We start from the raw sequence: 15,536 nt of genomic DNA, 5'->3' as shown, positions 1-15,536 counted from the left end.
GAACTCGCTGTCGCTCATGACCCCGTGCGCTACCAAGACCTGACGCACAAGAAGAGTCCCAAGGCCGTGCGTCCGACACCACCTCGGAAACGCGGACATCCGCCCAGTCTCGATCGCCCCCGGCAAAATCGGCCGTGGAGACGTGACGACTCCGGTTAAATGGATACCCCACACTCTTCTTATCGGCATGACGTAGGGCCGAGGCTACATAGTCGCCATCACGATTTCCCCAAGTGCTGTTTAGTATCAGAAACTTCGCCGTGTCTGCGGTCAAGGGCAAATTCCCGGGCAGGCAGAAGATGGGTTCTCGCTTCGTGACCCGACTATAGGCTGAACTCCAGAACACGCCTTCTATTAGGCCGGCGAGATAAATCTCAAGCTGCTTAGCTTGGCTGGGGTCTACCGCGAATTGGCGGAAATCCTTTTGTGTCATGTCGGCGCGGGCAGGCCCGCCGACGACTAGGCCTGCTAACAGCAACAACATCCACACGCTCTTAGCGTTTAACATAAGGTTTATGTGGCGAAATTTGGCTGACTGACTGACCCTCGCCGACAGTTAGAATTGGCGGCAGATGGGGTTGCCGACTGCGAACCCTCAATGAAAGGGCTATGAATACCAACGATTGAACTGAATTCGGCTCGTGGGACCGGTGACCACGATCTCCGCCAGGCCTTCCCGGACAAGGCGGCCTTCTCGCCGCGCAATCTGAGGTACATGCGCGCGTTCGCCGAAGCCTGACTGGACGAGCCAATTGTGCGACAGCTTGTTGCACAATTGCCGTAGGGCAGCGCTCCAGCCGAGTCCGTCACGTTAGAACAAGCCTCCACGGTCGCGAGCAGCAGTTTGGCGCGTCTCAAGCGGACTTTCGAGATCGCCTGGGAGGGGCTAACCGGCGGATGACGGCTTGTTGGAGACGATGAAGTGCTTTCTGGTATCGGTATGAGACTTGAGGCACGGACGTAAGAGACGGACCGTAGCCGCTGGCGAGACCGGGAGCCATTGAGTACGCCTGCTGAAGAAATGCTTCTCGCCAGTTTTTTAGTCGTTCGGCGCTTGAGCTTTGTGCCCCCTGGTCCCGAATTGAATCAGAAGTGATACGACAGTTGCCCATTGGTTTCGACAATGAGTTTCGAAGACAAAAGCTCGTCGACGACGTCGGAGATTCCTTGGTCCGTTAATTTGAGTTGCTGCATCGCCCTGATATGTTTGATCAATGTCTCGCGCTTGCGCGGTCGGACATTCTTGGGAGAGCGACTCAGGATTTCGCGAACCTTGATCGTGGCGGCGAACGCTGCACCGATGTCAATATCAGGCGCCGAATCTTGTCTTACCGCGGGTACGTTGTTTTTGGGCGTCGGTGGCGCGATGTTAGCGAGGGACTCGACGCGCCAGCATGCCATGCCGGTGGTTACCACATGGGCAATCAATGGATCATAATCCTTGTCCTTCGACAGGACGTAGACGGGACCACATTCCCCGCGTTCGGAGAGTCGCCCCAGTTCGAAAGCAATATGGAAGTCCAGAGCGTTCTTTCCGGCCCCGCAGGCTCTAATCCAGCGCATCGGTGGTTCGAGGCCCTGTCCTGCAATCACAAGATCAAGCGAAATGGACTTCTGATTTGCGCCGGCGAAGACGATCAGGCGCGCGGCCACAGGTATCGTGGCGAGGTCGAATTGGGGGATGTTCTCAAGATCGACCAAGATGATTGGGCCTGCCATTGCGTTCCTTCAAGGGCTGCGATGCCGATGGATCACATTGTAGCCGCAAGCAAATCGGGGATGCTAGGCATGCGCACCATTTTCAAAGTGCATGATTATCGTAGATTATCAATGTACGGAAAAACCGTGCCATAGCGATTTTATGAGCCGAATGGAGCACGTTTTGGCGCAATAGAGGCCGAAACGGCGCGATCCCGGGCATCGGCGAGGCGGGGTTGGCCAAATGCTGGCGCTGTGCCCCGGGCCAGGCTGGTCCACCCGCGGGAAAGGAGCGGGGTGGCCGGGCGAGTCGCCAGGCCGGGGATCGCGCGGCCGCCGGCGCGGGTATCACGCACGGCTATGTCCCTTGCCCTTTCTTCCAGCCGGTCGTCTTACCCCGTTCAACCGCTGTCGGAGGTCAGCCCCGCCGCGGCGCTGCGCGAGCGCGCCGAGGCCATCCTCTGGATCCGCACCCAGATGGCGCGGCACGGGGTGAGCCCTGAGCACCTAGTGGCGGCCGGCTGTTTCGCCGCCCCGACGCGACCGGCGCCGGCGGCGATCCGTTACCGCGGCGCGAACGGGCAGAGCTGGGACGGGGAGGGCACCATGCCCGACTGGCTGCGGCGGGCGGTCAATGCCGGGCAGAATGCGGAGCATTTCCGGGTCGGAACCTGAACGTAGCGTCGGTCCCGAAAAATCGCCATGCTCATGGAGACTGCGCGACCCTTCGGTGCACCGATGGCACGTTAGTAGCTTTTAAGCTACAATGCCGGAATGATCGAACTACTACGGTACCAGCGCGAAGATGGCCGTGAGCCGTTCAGCGAATGGCTCACGGCCATCCGCGATAAAGTGGCTCAAGCCCGCATCCGTGTTCGGTTACGCCAGGTACAAGCCGGCAACTTTGGCGATAGCGAGCCGGTCGGCGAGGGCGTCATTGAATTACGCGTCCATGTCGGGGCAGGGTATCGGGTGTATTGCGGCCGGCACGGGAAGGCTGTTGTTCTCCTACTTTGTGGCGGCGACAAGAGCAGCCAGGTGGCGGACATCAAGCGGGCCAAGGAAATGTGGTCGGAATGGAAACGGAGGCAAGCATGAGCAAGCGGAAAGGCGCTACCTCGCACCATGAGGCGGAAGTGGCAGAATTGCGTGCGGATCGCGAGCTGGCGGTCGAGTACTTGAAGGCCGCAATGGAGTCGCTCGACAATCCGGAAGATCGCGCTGCCGGCCTGCTGGCCCTGCGCACCGTTGCTGAAGCCTATGGCGGACTTGGCGCCGTGGCAGCGGAGGCCGGTATCAGCCGCGAGTCGCTCTACCGTGCCTTGTCGCCAAAGGGCAATCCGACCCTTAAGACCTTGCTTGCCGTGCTGAAGACGGTTGGAATGCGGCTGTCCGTCGAGCCCGATCACCACGCGCACGCTTGACAAGCCGTTTGAGGTTCCGCAGCAATTGGCCTGAGGGCATTGTCAACTTGACGGCGCGGTCGTGTAGAGTTGGACCATGACCCAGACTAAATCGCTGTACCATGGCCACCATTTCCCAGCTGCGATCATCAGTTGCGCGGTGCGTAGCGGTGGCCTCGACTACGGCCTGGGTCTGCAGGAGTTCGAGGTTACCGTCGACGGAGAACGAACTGAGCTCATAGTCTGCGATGGCGAGTGATTTGTTCTGGCGTCGCAAGTCGGGCGCCAACCGCCTCGCTAGAGGATCGCGTCAACTTTACCCCGTCAAAGGCTACTCAAGGTGCCATTGATTGGTACAAATTCGCGTGTTTCCCGGAGGTTCGCGGAAGCCTCCCTGACGCTATGGTGATATCTGTTGGTGGAATTCCTGCCCATGTCAGCTTTACCAACCCACCATTGTGTGTGACTGCTACCGCTGTGGCTCATAGAGTACCTAAGCATCAAATCGAATCGTGAAAGGTGGTGCCGTTCGGTGGATTTGGAAGACGCCACGGCTTCCAAGGTACCCTCAACGCTCGCTCACCTTGGCAAGGTGCTAGCCGTTGGTGCATTCAGATGCCACGCTCGTAACTGATGTTCCATCTACTTCTATCAGCAGTTTACGATGGATATCTCAGATTTCACGCGAATTTATTCCGCGGATCCACGACCGCACCAATCGGCACCAATCGGCACCAATCGGCACCAATCGATTACGAATGTGTCCCGCTAGAATAGATCCACCGACTGGCGGCCGCGGCGTCCTTCCCGCATTTGCGCACCCAGGCTACTTGCGGGGCGGGGCGACTCGTAGTCGCGCCACTCGGGATCGCTCGCCACCAGGGTGTTCAGGGTCACGCTCTTGTGCACCGCCGCCACGCATGAGTCGCCGCAGTTCAAGGCGAGAAGCGATTCCGACATGCCCTTGAAGCCTTTCAGCTCGGCCCCATAGTCGTCGTGCAGCCCGAGCTCGGAGCCGCGCAGCGAACGCGCACAAGGGGAGCTGGGCGCCGAGCGCCAGGCCCACGCGGCCACGCAGGCGCGTCAAGAGGAGGACAAGCACCAGGCGGAGGGGCCGGAGCGGCAAGTGGGTGAGTTGCGTACCCAATTCTCGAAGGAGCTGGAACGCATGCGCGAGCAGGTCGCGGTGGCGCAGGAGCGGGCCAGCGCCACCGAGCGCCGCGCGCTGCGCGAGATCGACCAGGAGCGCACGCTACGCCAGCAGGGCGAGCCGGCGGTGACGGACCTGCGCACCGAACTGGCGGCCGTGGTAAGGGTACAGGACATCGAGATTGACGCTATCCAGGCGGCGCTATACTGATCGGCCAATTGCAGTACTTCACTGAGGACGAGTTGAGCGCGCTGATAGCGGCCATTCGCCGTATCTCGCAGAAGCAGTTGCCCGTTGTCGTAATCGGCGCGGCTTGCCTCAGTTGGACGGCCGGGCCGGCAAGTCCAAGTCGTACGCAGAGCGGTTGTGACGATCTGGAAGTCAGCCCGCTCTCCGAGGCCGCCGCTGCTCTGATGGAACCTGTGCAGACCGAAGGAGCAAATTTTACCGACGAAGCGATTGGGGAGGTGGTCCGTAAGGAATACCTACGAGCGTTGGCTGAAAAGGACCCAGGCTCGCATCGCTCGCTCGGGTGACATCGCCGACCTGCTGAAGCTCAAGGTGCAGTCAATTGCTCCCGTGCATAACTCCCTCATCATGAAAGGGATGGTCTCCAGCCCTGCCCATGGAGACACAGCCTTCACTGTGTCGCTCTTTGAAGCGCATCATGCCCAACCTGCCAGTTCGATAATTAGGCCGGGGGGTAGCGAGTGCCCGAGGATTGGCCGAAAGTGATCGGACGTGGCGCCGACTGGATGGACGGCATCGCTGCCACCTTCCTAGGCTTTGCAGCCGGGATAGGGGGACTGAACTGGACAAAGAAATATCACCTCAACTTCGCTGAACCACGTCGTCTGGAGTTTTCCCGAGGCACCCCGCGCTATGCGTTCCACCGGGAAAAATTAGCGATTTATCGAATTTGGCAGCATAAGTTTTTCTAACATTTGACATAATAAACGTTATGTGCCGCGTAAAGCACATTTATGGAGCATGCCCTGCTTCGTCCAAGCGCTTCACCATGGGTAAATGCGTTGACGGCCATTGACCCCGAGGCATCCTAAATCGAATGTCCTGCTGTAGGAAACCGGAATTCGCTGGACTGGCCGTGTGCCGCAGGGGTTCAATGCGCCCGCGTAGGACCGGTGACGGCCAAGAAGCGCCATTAGCTCGTCCCGTCGCTCCGACGATCAGAAGTCGGCTCCGCCGGGGGCCATTCGATTGGCGGAGACGATCGCTGTTTTATCTGTTTTAGCGGGCAGCGGATTGGGATCGAATGGCGGTACACCTGTATCGCCCAAGGCGAGCGGAAGCCAACCCCCAGCCAACATGTTCCTTGCGAAAGGACCTTGTCATTCGCTCGGAACCAGAAGCGTGGCGATGGCGGTGAAGTCCTCAATAAGTCCGTCATAGACGCTATCGACAGCCCGACCCCAGCCAGCAGCCTGTGCCGCCGGCACGATGCCAAAGACCTCTAGATCGCCAGCGAGCGAGTTGGCAAATTCAGCGCCGGTTCGATGGGCGGCCTTCTGTCGCAGTTGATTCACTGCGAACAAGCGGCGCAGGCTGGGAATGCGTAACTCCTTATCCCACGCGGTCACAATTTGCGCCGAGTCGTCGGGCCACCGATAGCCCGCGTCCTTGCAGGTCGTCGCCAGTTGACACAGGGTCGCCAGCAACTTCATGCTTCTTAGATTCGCCAGATGCTGCTTGTCTATCCCAAGTCGAAGAAGGGTGTTCCGAAGCGGTGCCTGCTGCATCGATTCCCAGAAGATGACGACATCGACGGCGCGATCCAGGAATCCATCTCGCGTGATCCCCTGCGGGACCACATTGGCGAGTGATGAGAGCCCGTCGATGGTCCACCAGCCGCGGTACTCTAGGTCCTGCGAATTGTATCCGCCAATTTCGCTCTGGTCGAAGCTCAACCCCAGGCGTTCGATGACTTGAGCCAGAGCAATGGTCATCGCGAGATATGCGCGCACGAGCTCTTGTGCCCGGACCCCGATGTTCCGGTCACCATTCGTAGCTCGATCGGCGTCTGCCACCGCCCGCGGTACTGCAAATCTATGCCAATGCTCAATGACTGCGTTTCCTGATCCTTCGTAGAGCTTCTTGATCTCGACGGCTATGTGTTCACGTCCGACACGGCGGCAATAGCTAACCGACCACTGGTTGCGATAAGACACACCACCCGACAAAGGATAGATCTCGAACTCGGAACGACCCTCGTACTCTTGAAGAACCTTGTCACTCACATAGGCCATCAAGTGCTCGTGGCCTGCGCGGTCCATGGTCATGGTGCCAGGATGGTCGGGCCACACTACGTCCGGTTCGGCCACGGCAATGACTCGGCGCTCGCCCCGCGGAAGCACCATCTGTCGACCCCAAACCTGAGCGAACTGGCGGCCTCGGTCGTTACCCCGGTGGTGATTAATCTGAAGATTGAGCAGCCGCCCCGGTAGGTTGAAGTCCACATTGTCATTCGCCCCGATGACGCGATCGAAGACCGCGTCGTCCTCCGACCACCGCTGTTCATAGAAAAACGCGACCGCAGCGCAGTGCTTGATGCGGCAATACTCCAACAGATAATCGCGACGGATCTCTACGTAGGCGCGTTGTCGAAGTTGTTTGGGTCGCTGGTGGTCGGAAATGGTCGAGGCGCGCACGACGTCGTACACCGGACCGTGAGGGTCATCCCAAGACACCTCGGATTCGCCAGTTTGGCGCGGCACGAGTCCAAACACCATCAGCATGCCGTTATCGGGAACGACCACGTCCGTGTCGCTCCCGCGCCAGCTATTGGTGAGAGGTTCAAATCGGGTGCCGCGCTCAATGCCGTCGATCCAAAAGCCGTTCCTGTGTGGGTCATCATCGTCATCGACGATCGGCAATGGTCCGTGCGCCCGCACTTCATGGCCCGTCGCGGCCGTCGACTGAAGCACCGGTTCAAGCAGCGCGCGGGGTACGAGCGCGACGCTGACTTTCCTGTACCCCACGAACGCGGTCACAGGCGCTTCGGAGATTTCGGCGATCGTCACGTAGTCGGATCCGATGTTGTCGTAGGGCAAAGCCAGGTGAGCCAGTGACATTGGCCAAAACGTGGTGGGGTCGCCGATCCCGGCAAGCGTCGAGATGGGCGGGGCTTCGGTCACTTCGCGGAGGATGGCTTTAGGTTCTGCCGGGGACGCCGGCATCGGACCCCGTCCAGACAGAGTGGCAACGATGCGCGAACACCATAATTTCAGGATTTGCATACGATTCGGATATGGCAGGCTGATTGATGTTGTAGTTTGACGGACAAAGCCAGTGTAACTGCTAGCATCGTCCCGCCTGCTTGTATGCCTCGACTGACGCACTGAACTCCTTCATGTTCCGGACGACCTAGCGAAACTGCGAGCTACGAACCAACCTTTCAAACTGCTGGGACGACTCTCCGACACTGGCCGATTGCCGGTTCGTCGGAAGGCGGCCTTGGCCGATCACTCGTCGTCCGACGTGGGCAGACGATCGGCCGCTGCACCTTGGGAACTGCCATTCAAGCATGATCGGGCCTAACGGCAGCAGTGGGTCGCTCAGAGACGGCCGCAGTTTCGCGGCGGGCATCCGACCGAGACTGGCCAGCTCCGGCCGCTCTTTGAGCACCGACATTCTCGCCGGCATTGGCGCCGGGCTCCTGATCCGCTAGGTCGGCCGTCCCGGTTACGGTTCGCTGGACGTTCGTGGGGAACCGGCGGCTAGGCGAGGGCAGGCCGTTTGCCGGCGACACGTCGCCTGCACTATAACTAACGGACACAGGTGGGCCGGACGGTCTGACCACCTCGGAATGTCTACCAATCGCCATGTTCGGCGTGCTGCTGTGGGCGTGGCCGGATATCACCATGCTACCGTGGGAGGCGACGGACATGTCCGAGACAAGCAAAGTAGTGCTGGTGACGGGGGCTACTGGGGGCATCGGGAGCGCCGTCTGCTCACGGCTGGCGCACGCGGGCTATTCGCTGATTCTTGCCGCGCGCGATATTGGCAAGCTGCAAGCCGCCTGTGCGATGCTCGAGAGATGTGGCTGCCATTCATATCGCTGGATCTCCGTCGACATGTCCAGCGATGCCTCTGTCGCATCTTTTTCCGATGAGCTTGCGGCGGGCGGAACCGTCCTCGACGGCGTTGTACTGATGCCACCCCAGATGCGACCCACCGGCGAATGCCAGCCCCCAGCGGAGACGTGGCGCCAATTGTTCCAGAGCAGCTTTATCGGCCCCCTCGAACTCCTTAAGAGCGCCATCTCCACAATGCGGCCGGAACCCTCCCAGGGACGCCGGGCAAAGATTGTCATTATTTCCGCCATCACCTCAGTGCAAGCCCTTGGAAACTACGCCACCAGCAATGTCCTGCGTTGTGCCTGGCTGGCTCAGGCCAAGACGCTTGCTTTCGCGATGGGCGAGAGAGGGATTCACGTCAATACCCTGTCACTCGGAGGCACCCTGACCCCAGACTATGTGGCATCGATCGACCAGCGAGCCACCAAGGCTGGCATGACCTTCCCGCAACGGCTAGCCGAGGAAACCTCGAACATCCCCTTGCGGAAATATGGAAGCCCGGAAGAGGTGGCTCTGGCGGTCGAAGTCTTGCTATCTCCCTTCTCCGACCACATGACTGGCGTAAATCTGCTGCACGATGGCGGATTCACAAGAGCCTATTAAGTGTTACACCAGCGAAGCGGCGACCCTTCCCGGCCAAGAAGCGCCACTCGACACGCCCGCCTAGATTGCACACAATCTCAAATTGTGCGCACCGACTGTATGTCCGGCCGTCAAGTGCGCCCATGCTTTCGAAATAGCACAGCGCCGAACTGACCACGCACAAGAAATCGTGATTTTATTTTCACTAAAATCAGTATCTCTTAATATAATCACATTCACAGATATCCAAGGGAAGAGATTTTGCATTTACCCATCTTTGACTCGCCAAACGAGTTTTATACCTTTTACTATGATGAATCAAACAATCATCGAAAATTTTATATTAACGAAGAGGCTGACAACTACAATGTCGATAAAGACCACAACAAAAAACAAAAGGCAGCAACAAATTTCATGCTCGGGGGTCTCGCCCATAAGGGTGCCTCTTGTGCCGCAAGCGCGGCTGACCTCATCACAAGCCTCAAGCTACAAAAAACTGCAGACGAATTGAAGTTTGGTCAGATTGCGTCTGGCAACTTCGATACGGCATTGAAGTCACCGCAGATAACACATATTCTTAGATGGATACTCGATAGCGATCTATATGTCCATTATTTCAATCTGAGTTTGGAATACTGGGCGTTTATTGACATCATCGACGATTGCGTTCACCACTGTGTTATCAATGGAAAGCTAATATTTCAAAATGAGAAGCATTGGCGCGAATTTTTGGACTTCCACAAAGACGTGCTCTATCGACTTCTAGAAATCGATAAAGCGAAGTTTCTCGCAACGGCAAAAAAGTTTGATTATCCAAAAATTGACGGCAAGGAGCGTGAGTTTCTGGGCGCGATTGTGAAGCTTGCGATCAGTCGTATCGACATCCTTTTGGCAGTAGAGCAAAGCGAATCAATAGCCGCGGAAATTATTTCGATGCGCCGCCTCGCCGAACTGCTGCAGCTCAGCGAAGATATTGATGATATGGGGCTGACGTATAACGACGAACCCGGTGTTTTGGTAGATGGACTTACTATATTCTACGATCATCGTGGCACGATGTTCCCGAACTCGGAACATGTCTTTGACGACGAGTTTTCTGTCGAAGAAGACCTCGCAGTGTTGAACAGGGCTCGATCGGGCGGAACCTTCAAATATCGCTTCGTGAACTCACTGGACAGCCACCTGACTCAGGTTTCTGATGTCATCGCTGGACTGTTTGGGAAGTACTTTGAATTCATCGAGCGCAATGAGCTGGATACGTTGCTTGAGGTGAAAGCGAAGTTCAATCGTTTCCAAGCGGAGACGCTGCGGCTGATGAAAGCAGTCATCGAAAAGAGCGACGACGAGAGCAAGTCGTTCCTTCATTACACCATGACTGCCAGCACTCACTACAAGCACGCCAAATTCATGTTTCCAGACGAGGCATAAGACTATCTGTTGCCAAGGGTGGAGCCGCTGGGTGTTAAGTCTCTTGGCAACGGACACGTCGCATCTATCGGTTGCTTCGCTTTGCATGCGCCGCTCAAGAGCAGTCTGATCGTCTGCTTAGGGTCGTCTCCTGCCCGCTGGCGCCGTATCGGCGCTCGGGATCGTTCAGGCGCTTGCCGGCCAAAACCGGCCTTTCGAGGCTAGCCTTCAGATCGTAGACAATTGGTTCTCTGCGAGCGATGCCCGCCGCGGGTCGTGAATATCAATCATCACGATGCTTATCTACCTGATATTGGCAATATCCGCATAAACTATTGTCATAGTCATCTAGCGTAAGAGCGTTCCCGCAGCGTGCGCAACCTTCAGGATCGAGCTTCATTCCACACCAAAGGCACTTGCCTTCGGCATGTACAAACGTAAGGTGTTGGCATTCCGGACATTCTCCGGTTGGTGATTCCTCGCCGCTATACGGGTCGTAGCCGCCGACAAAATCAACGAGTGTCTCTTCGAGCAGCGGCACGATGAGCGCGTGATGTGCACAACCGACGCATACGTACTTCACCTGACCGCTGTCCAGATCACTGCTTTCGTCCTCATCGCCCGACGGTTTCAACAGAGACGACCCGCAATCTTCGCACTGCATGTGAGGAATGACCGGCAAGAGGTCATCAGGTACGTTGAGTGTTGCCCAGTCTTCTTCGCAGGCCGCAGCTTGAGCCTGGTAAAAATCATGATGCTCCAGCATCGTTTTCCAAGTCTCTCCCAGCAGCGTTGCGGGCGCAAATTGCAGTTCCTTCTGGATGAATTCGCTCAAAAGAGGAAATGTATCGGAAAGGAATTTTCCGATAACCCCGGCTGCATTTTGGGGGTGAAGATGCTCGACGTTGTTACGCTCCTTTTGCAAAGCCTCGATGACTTTCCAATCGGTCGCTATCCCAAACGCCTCGAATCGCTTTTTGATGTCAGGGACGTCAATCGTAGTGTTGCCGAACTTCATCGGCTGCCATTCAAAACCTCCCGCCCCGTCAGGCTGCGGAAGAATTTCCCCGGTTTTAAAAATCAATTTGTAGCCGTCCGCTGGACTTCCGGCCTCGATTGCGATGCGGTACTTGAACAAAAGCAGTATTCCGGCAAACAGATTGCGCAATGCTGAGTGTGCGCGGTCGGGATCGCCACTCTCCGCAAGCTGGCTACGCGTAAAGTCCTCAACGCCAAGTCGGATGGACGCTAAAGCATTGCTCTTAAGCTTATCTGGGTCGAATTTTTCGGTCACGCCATTTACCGGCATAGTGCGATCTCTGTTATTAACCTCTTTCCGAGGTGCTTCACAATAGCGAACGAAGTGTTGTCGCTATTATGCATGTCACAACCCTGCTGGTGTGTGGTGGCAACCAAACGACGAACGACTGCTATCGAGAGGGTCGAATACCCGCTTGGGTCAGAAAGCGACCGTCCCCTTCAGAGGCCCATTGACCGCTCATTGGCCAGTATTTCGTCACAGGACGGCCGCTCTGGGGAAAGTCGAGGGGCCGGAACGGGTCGGGAGGGGCCTGTCGCATCTCTCTTCTCAAGGTTTGTGGACACAGGTAGTTACCAGCTACCCTTTGGTGCCCTGAGACGCCACCATCCTGAGCGGGACGCAGCCGTTTCCGGCCAGCGTCACCGCCCGACGGCTACGCTCAGAAGCTTCAGACCCCGCACAAACCGACCAGCGTCCCGTCATCCTCAAGATGCTACCGAAGGCACGGGCGCAAAACCTGTTGCACGCCGCGTTGCAACCGCCGTAGCCATCGCATCTCTATCCTCTACATTCCGGATTCTCCAGCGCCAGCTAACACTGCAAGATGGAGAGCTTACTAAACGTCGTTGGACCGCGGCACGCCCCTCGTGGCATTCGTCCCCGGCCCGGTTTGGAAGCAGCCGCCGCCTCGAAGAGGCGGTAGGTGGTTGCGAAGATCGACTTTCAGTATATAACTTCTGGAATGAACCAAATTGACCGCCTCTGGCTAACTAATCCGACCCTCGCCTATGCTGACTGGCAAGCACGCGAGGCCGCCGGCGCGGACCGACGCCCGTTCTCCGCGCGCTCCATTGTTCAGCACCAGGCGATGTTTGAACGCTTCCGACGACACCTGTTCGCGCTCGACGAGACCCTGGCCACCTTCGGCTCCGACCACATCGCCGCCTTCTGGCAGGTGCCGGAGGCTAGCGGCTACACTGCTGCCACCCGCATGCGATACCTGAAACTGCTCGACCGGCTGTGCCGCCACCTGGTGGCCATCGGCGTGCGTCAAGGCAATCCTGCCGAGAAATTGGTACGCGACGGTCAGTGGCCAAAGGACGACCCTGCTCCGATCTTCCTCCCGGAGGACGCCGATGCCCGGCTGCAGGCTTACGTTCAGCCGCATGCTGCCGACGATCTCGCGATGCTGCGCAGCCGAGCAATCGTCGCGTTTTTCCTGGGAACCGGTGTCACGGTCGCGGAGAGCCGCATTGCCCAGGCGGTCGACCTTCAGCCCGCGGCCGCGCCGCCCTATCTTCATGTTCCTGCGCATGGCGCGCGTGAAACCCGCACCGTGCATCTGGACACGTTCTCCGTACCCATCCTTTCGGCCTGGCTCGAACGCCGTGCCGCCCTGCCGATCGCTGGGGACCTGCTCTTCTCGCTCAAGGCCAGCGGCACGCCAATCACGGAGATAAGCCTCGGCAGGATCGTCCGCGCTGCACTGGAGACCATCGCTTTCGAGGCGGACGACATGAGCCCCCGGATCCTGCGCAATACATTCTGCCGGCGCCAGCTACTCGCTGGCCGCCCGAGCGAGGATGTCAGCAAGCAGCTCGGCTTGGTCAGCTCAAGGACCTGTGACCGAATCGCCGCCACGATCGAATAGCCGTCGCCGCATGATTGAACCTGCGGGAGTGCTGGAAATACGACGGGGGGTCACAGCTCGCATGGACTTTGCTATCCTCCACGCAGCGCCAATGCCGCCGGCACACTGGCGCCTCACTTAACAGACAACGAGCACCCATCCATATGGCAACCAAAGCAAAACCCGTCGCGAAGAGCGCCACGCCTGTGGCCAAGAAGGTAGCACCGGCCAAGAAGACCGCAGCAGCAGCCGCTCCCATTGCCAAACCGCTGGCGGAGAAGTTTAACAAGTCCAGCCTGCTCGCCCACCTGGTCGCAAAGACCGAGCTGGACGCCAAGACCGTGAAGACGGTGTTGGCTCATCTGGAGAACACGGTCCTGAGCGCTGTGCACAAGAAGGGCGCAGGCGAGTTCACCCTCCCCGGCCTGTTCAAGGTGGTGGCCACCCAGGTCCCGGCAACCAAGAAGCGTTTCGGCAAGAACCCGTTCACCGGTGTGGACCAGTGGTTTGCAGCCAAGCCGGCGACCGTGAAGGTCAAGGTTCGCCCGCTGAAGAAGCTCAAGGACGCTGCGCTCTGAGCAAGGCATCGTGCCGCCGGATACCCTTGCCGGGCATCCCGGCGGCGCACGACAATCAGAGGTCACGCAACCCACGGCCGCGAGACGCGTGCTTTCCGCCGAATCCGACTGCCAAATCGCCGCGGAAGCCGCTATGATTGGAGCTGTCGCAACAGCGGCAGGAAGCAAACAGTTCACCGACCCGTTGACGGATCAACCGCTCAACGCACCCCGCCGGCATTGTCCATAGAGCGTCTGCCTATTCCAATTGGCATCGGCATGCGCCTCTCTTCGCGCTCATCTCCTTTTTAACGCCGAGATTTCGGCAGAAGGAGAAAACGTTGAACACCGCAATCGAAACTCACCCCCCCGCGCGGGTAGCGGGCCATAACCAGATCTTCCGCCTGGAAGAGTTCGCGTCTGGCCGCTACGATGTCTACTCCGCGATCAATGGCCTGCGCGCCGGCTCGCTCATTGGCGGAAATGGTCAATGGTGCGCCGAGCAGGGCAGCAAGCCTCTGGGATATTTTGGGACCAAGGATGATGCCGCCATGGCGCTGATCCACGCCCGAGGGTTCCCGTCCCAAACGCTCTTCGAGCAGATGCGTGCCTTCGTCGAAGGTCCGCTGAAGCCGCTGCAGCACTACCAGGACGACTTCTACAAGCACGATCGGGCCTATCTGGATGAGTGGCAGAATGCCACCGACATGCTGTGGTTTGTGACCGCCACGGCGACGCATCTCGTCATGCTCGACCTGGACGAAATCACAAAGCGTGAGGGTAACGCCGTGCTGGAGGCCAGGGATCCGGCCATCACCGGCCATCCCCTGCACATCCATCACCTGGACGTTGGGACCGGCAGAATGCGCCCATGCACACCGGAGAAGGCGCTCGCGCTCATCAACAACCAAGCGCAGACCTACCGCTTTATCTCGGGCACCATCAAGAAGAACGGCGAGACCTTTGCGCGCGTGACGCTCACGGTGGAGCGCCGACCGGCACAAAGCCCGATCGCCAACATCGCGATGGCGGTAGCGCGCGAACCCTCCCAGAAGGAAATCGCAGTGCTACGCCGCTTTGCCGCCTACGCGGCCGTCCGCCACTTTGGCACCCTGTTCGCCGCCGTCGGTCATGTCCGAATCGCCGACGCCGAACGTGCCTACTTTGACTCGGCGAGGCCCGCGCCGAAGTCGTAACCCCTCTCCGCCCTGGCCTGCGCCAGGGCGGAACCCCTGCTCGTCCGTCCGGAATCCTTTCGCTAGGCAACCGCCTTGGGACAGGGTTTCCCCTGCGCTTCTTTTCAACTGCGTCGTATGACGCAAAGGAGCGAAAAGTTGGACCTCAACAATACGCAGCTCGGCGACTGCCAACCGCTTGACAGCCTCCAGACCGCAAGCCTGCGCATCTGCCTCACCAGCGATCCGCGCATCACGCATCTGGAAGACGCACAAATCACCGGTGCCGTCGTCGTCTACGGCCACAAGTCTGGGCTTGGCAAGTGGCACGCCCGTTCGCCGACCCAGCCACTCCGTTCATTCGACTGCAATAGGAGCCTAACGCAAGCTATACGCCAATGGAGTACAATTCGTCAATGCTGACAGTCGTCGAAACGCCAACCTTCCAAAAGCTCTGGCCCGACTATTGGAACGAAGAAGAACGTGCAGAATTCGCCGCATATCTATTGAGTTTTACAAAAAACATGACAACCGATTCTATGCTGGTGCGTTTTATCTCGAACAAGTTGATTGGAGATA

18 protein-coding genes are annotated in these 15,536 nt (G+C 58.3%); 13 read left to right on the top strand and 5 right to left on the bottom strand.

What is annotated here, in order from left to right:
* Positions 1-484 (bottom strand): hypothetical protein (locus ACGLHR_RS46075; protein ID WP_400102478.1); only part of this gene is annotated, 484 nt, incomplete at its 3' end.
* 602 nt (positions 485-1,086) lie between these two features.
* Entirely contained in the window at positions 1,087-1,719 is a 633-nt protein-coding gene (locus tag ACGLHR_RS46070; RefSeq protein ID WP_400102477.1) for a PIN domain-containing protein, read from the bottom strand.
* Between the two features lie 456 nt (positions 1,720-2,175).
* On the opposite strand from ACGLHR_RS46070, the gene ACGLHR_RS46065 reads away from it, so the two are divergent.
* From ACGLHR_RS46065 to ACGLHR_RS46050, 4 genes are all read left to right on the top strand, one after another.
* On the top strand, positions 2,176-2,373 hold the full coding sequence (locus tag ACGLHR_RS46065; RefSeq protein WP_400102479.1) for an H-NS family nucleoid-associated regulatory protein: 198 nt from the start codon (positions 2,176-2,178) through the stop codon (positions 2,371-2,373).
* A gap of 99 nt (positions 2,374-2,472) precedes the next feature.
* Positions 2,473-2,796 (top strand): type II toxin-antitoxin system RelE/ParE family toxin, encoded by a 324-nt coding sequence (locus ACGLHR_RS46060; RefSeq protein ID WP_400102476.1) that lies wholly within the window; start codon positions 2,473-2,475, stop codon positions 2,794-2,796.
* Positions 2,793-3,122: an addiction module antidote protein gene (locus ACGLHR_RS46055; protein ID WP_400102475.1), complete on the top strand. Its 330-nt coding sequence runs from the start codon at positions 2,793-2,795 to the stop codon at positions 3,120-3,122. Before ACGLHR_RS46060 ends, ACGLHR_RS46055 begins: the two co-directional genes overlap by 4 nt.
* Positions 3,123-3,198: 76 nt before the next feature.
* The gene (locus tag ACGLHR_RS46050; protein ID WP_400102474.1) at positions 3,199-3,360 is read left to right on the top strand and encodes a hypothetical protein; all 162 of its coding nucleotides are present in this window, start codon (positions 3,199-3,201) and stop codon (positions 3,358-3,360) included.
* A 509-nt stretch (positions 3,361-3,869) separates the two neighbouring features.
* On the opposite strand, the gene ACGLHR_RS46045 is transcribed toward ACGLHR_RS46050, so the two are convergent.
* A complete protein-coding gene (locus tag ACGLHR_RS46045; RefSeq protein ID WP_400102473.1) occupies positions 3,870-4,061 on the bottom strand; it encodes a hypothetical protein in 192 nt (63 codons plus the stop codon).
* Positions 4,062-4,227: 166 nt separating this feature from the next.
* Between ACGLHR_RS46045 and ACGLHR_RS46040 the strand changes: the two genes are divergently transcribed.
* From ACGLHR_RS46040 to ACGLHR_RS46030, 3 genes are all read left to right on the top strand, one after another.
* Positions 4,228-4,461 carry a hypothetical protein gene (locus ACGLHR_RS46040; RefSeq protein ID WP_400102472.1) on the top strand — a complete coding sequence of 78 codons (234 nt, stop codon included), beginning with the start codon at positions 4,228-4,230 and terminating at the stop codon, positions 4,459-4,461.
* Positions 4,462-4,469: 8 nt separating this feature from the next.
* Positions 4,470-4,787 carry a hypothetical protein gene (locus ACGLHR_RS46035; RefSeq protein ID WP_400102471.1) on the top strand — a complete coding sequence of 106 codons (318 nt, stop codon included), beginning with the start codon at positions 4,470-4,472 and terminating at the stop codon, positions 4,785-4,787.
* Positions 4,788-5,006: 219 nt separating this feature from the next.
* Positions 5,007-5,192: a hypothetical protein gene (locus ACGLHR_RS46030; RefSeq protein WP_400102470.1), complete on the top strand. Its 186-nt coding sequence runs from the start codon at positions 5,007-5,009 to the stop codon at positions 5,190-5,192.
* Positions 5,193-5,600: 408 nt separating this feature from the next.
* Here ACGLHR_RS46030 and ACGLHR_RS46025 read toward each other — a convergent pair whose 3' ends face one another.
* Positions 5,601-7,505: a hypothetical protein gene (locus tag ACGLHR_RS46025; RefSeq protein WP_400102469.1), complete on the bottom strand. Its 1,905-nt coding sequence runs from the start codon at positions 7,503-7,505 to the stop codon at positions 5,601-5,603.
* Positions 7,506-8,090: 585 nt separating this feature from the next.
* Between ACGLHR_RS46025 and ACGLHR_RS46020 the strand changes: the two genes are divergently transcribed.
* Positions 8,091-8,948, top strand: a complete 858-nt coding sequence (locus ACGLHR_RS46020; protein WP_400102468.1) for an SDR family oxidoreductase — start codon at positions 8,091-8,093, stop codon at positions 8,946-8,948.
* A gap of 240 nt (positions 8,949-9,188) precedes the next feature.
* Entirely contained in the window at positions 9,189-10,355 is a 1,167-nt protein-coding gene (locus ACGLHR_RS46015) for a hypothetical protein (RefSeq protein WP_400102467.1), read from the top strand.
* A 262-nt stretch (positions 10,356-10,617) separates the two neighbouring features.
* On the opposite strand, the gene ACGLHR_RS46010 is transcribed toward ACGLHR_RS46015, so the two are convergent.
* Positions 10,618-11,628 carry a hypothetical protein gene (locus ACGLHR_RS46010; protein ID WP_400102466.1) on the bottom strand — a complete coding sequence of 337 codons (1,011 nt, stop codon included), beginning with the start codon at positions 11,626-11,628 and terminating at the stop codon, positions 10,618-10,620.
* 709 nt (positions 11,629-12,337) lie between these two features.
* Here ACGLHR_RS46010 and ACGLHR_RS46005 point away from each other — a divergent pair.
* The 4 genes from ACGLHR_RS46005 (at position 12,338) to ACGLHR_RS45990 (ending at position 15,380) form a co-directional block, all read left to right on the top strand.
* Positions 12,338-13,246, top strand: a complete 909-nt coding sequence (locus tag ACGLHR_RS46005; RefSeq protein WP_400102465.1) for a tyrosine-type recombinase/integrase — start codon at positions 12,338-12,340, stop codon at positions 13,244-13,246.
* 143 nt (positions 13,247-13,389) lie between these two features.
* Positions 13,390-13,803: an HU family DNA-binding protein gene (locus ACGLHR_RS46000; RefSeq protein ID WP_400102464.1), complete on the top strand. Its 414-nt coding sequence runs from the start codon at positions 13,390-13,392 to the stop codon at positions 13,801-13,803.
* A 320-nt stretch (positions 13,804-14,123) separates the two neighbouring features.
* On the top strand, positions 14,124-14,978 hold the full coding sequence (locus tag ACGLHR_RS45995; RefSeq protein ID WP_400102463.1) for a hypothetical protein: 855 nt from the start codon (positions 14,124-14,126) through the stop codon (positions 14,976-14,978).
* 138 nt (positions 14,979-15,116) lie between these two features.
* Positions 15,117-15,380 carry a hypothetical protein gene (locus ACGLHR_RS45990; RefSeq protein ID WP_400102462.1) on the top strand — a complete coding sequence of 88 codons (264 nt, stop codon included), beginning with the start codon at positions 15,117-15,119 and terminating at the stop codon, positions 15,378-15,380.
* The last annotated feature ends 156 nt before the right edge of the window (positions 15,381-15,536 follow it).

Origin of the sequence: Cupriavidus sp. CuC1, from assembly GCF_044627735.1 — a bacterium.
GTDB lineage: Bacteria > Pseudomonadota > Gammaproteobacteria > Burkholderiales > Burkholderiaceae > Cupriavidus > Cupriavidus ulmosensis.
This window is presented reverse-complemented; position numbering and strand designations above follow the sequence as displayed.

Coding starts and splice junctions, on each gene's coding strand:
- ACGLHR_RS46070 (WP_400102477.1), bottom strand. CDS start 1,719: ATGGCAGGCCCAATCATCTTGGTCGATCTTGAGAACATCCCCCAATTC.
- ACGLHR_RS46065 (WP_400102479.1), top strand. CDS start 2,176: ATGGCGCGGCACGGGGTGAGCCCTGAGCACCTAGTGGCGGCCGGCTGT.
- ACGLHR_RS46060 (WP_400102476.1), top strand. CDS start 2,473: ATGATCGAACTACTACGGTACCAGCGCGAAGATGGCCGTGAGCCGTTC.
- ACGLHR_RS46055 (WP_400102475.1), top strand. CDS start 2,793: ATGAGCAAGCGGAAAGGCGCTACCTCGCACCATGAGGCGGAAGTGGCA.
- ACGLHR_RS46050 (WP_400102474.1), top strand. CDS start 3,199: ATGACCCAGACTAAATCGCTGTACCATGGCCACCATTTCCCAGCTGCG.
- ACGLHR_RS46045 (WP_400102473.1), bottom strand. CDS start 4,061: ATGTCGGAATCGCTTCTCGCCTTGAACTGCGGCGACTCATGCGTGGCG.
- ACGLHR_RS46030 (WP_400102470.1), top strand. CDS start 5,007: ATGGACGGCATCGCTGCCACCTTCCTAGGCTTTGCAGCCGGGATAGGG.
- ACGLHR_RS46025 (WP_400102469.1), bottom strand. CDS start 7,505: ATGCAAATCCTGAAATTATGGTGTTCGCGCATCGTTGCCACTCTGTCT.
- ACGLHR_RS46020 (WP_400102468.1), top strand. CDS start 8,091: ATGTTCGGCGTGCTGCTGTGGGCGTGGCCGGATATCACCATGCTACCG.
- ACGLHR_RS46005 (WP_400102465.1), top strand. CDS start 12,338: ATGAACCAAATTGACCGCCTCTGGCTAACTAATCCGACCCTCGCCTAT.
- ACGLHR_RS46000 (WP_400102464.1), top strand. CDS start 13,390: ATGGCAACCAAAGCAAAACCCGTCGCGAAGAGCGCCACGCCTGTGGCC.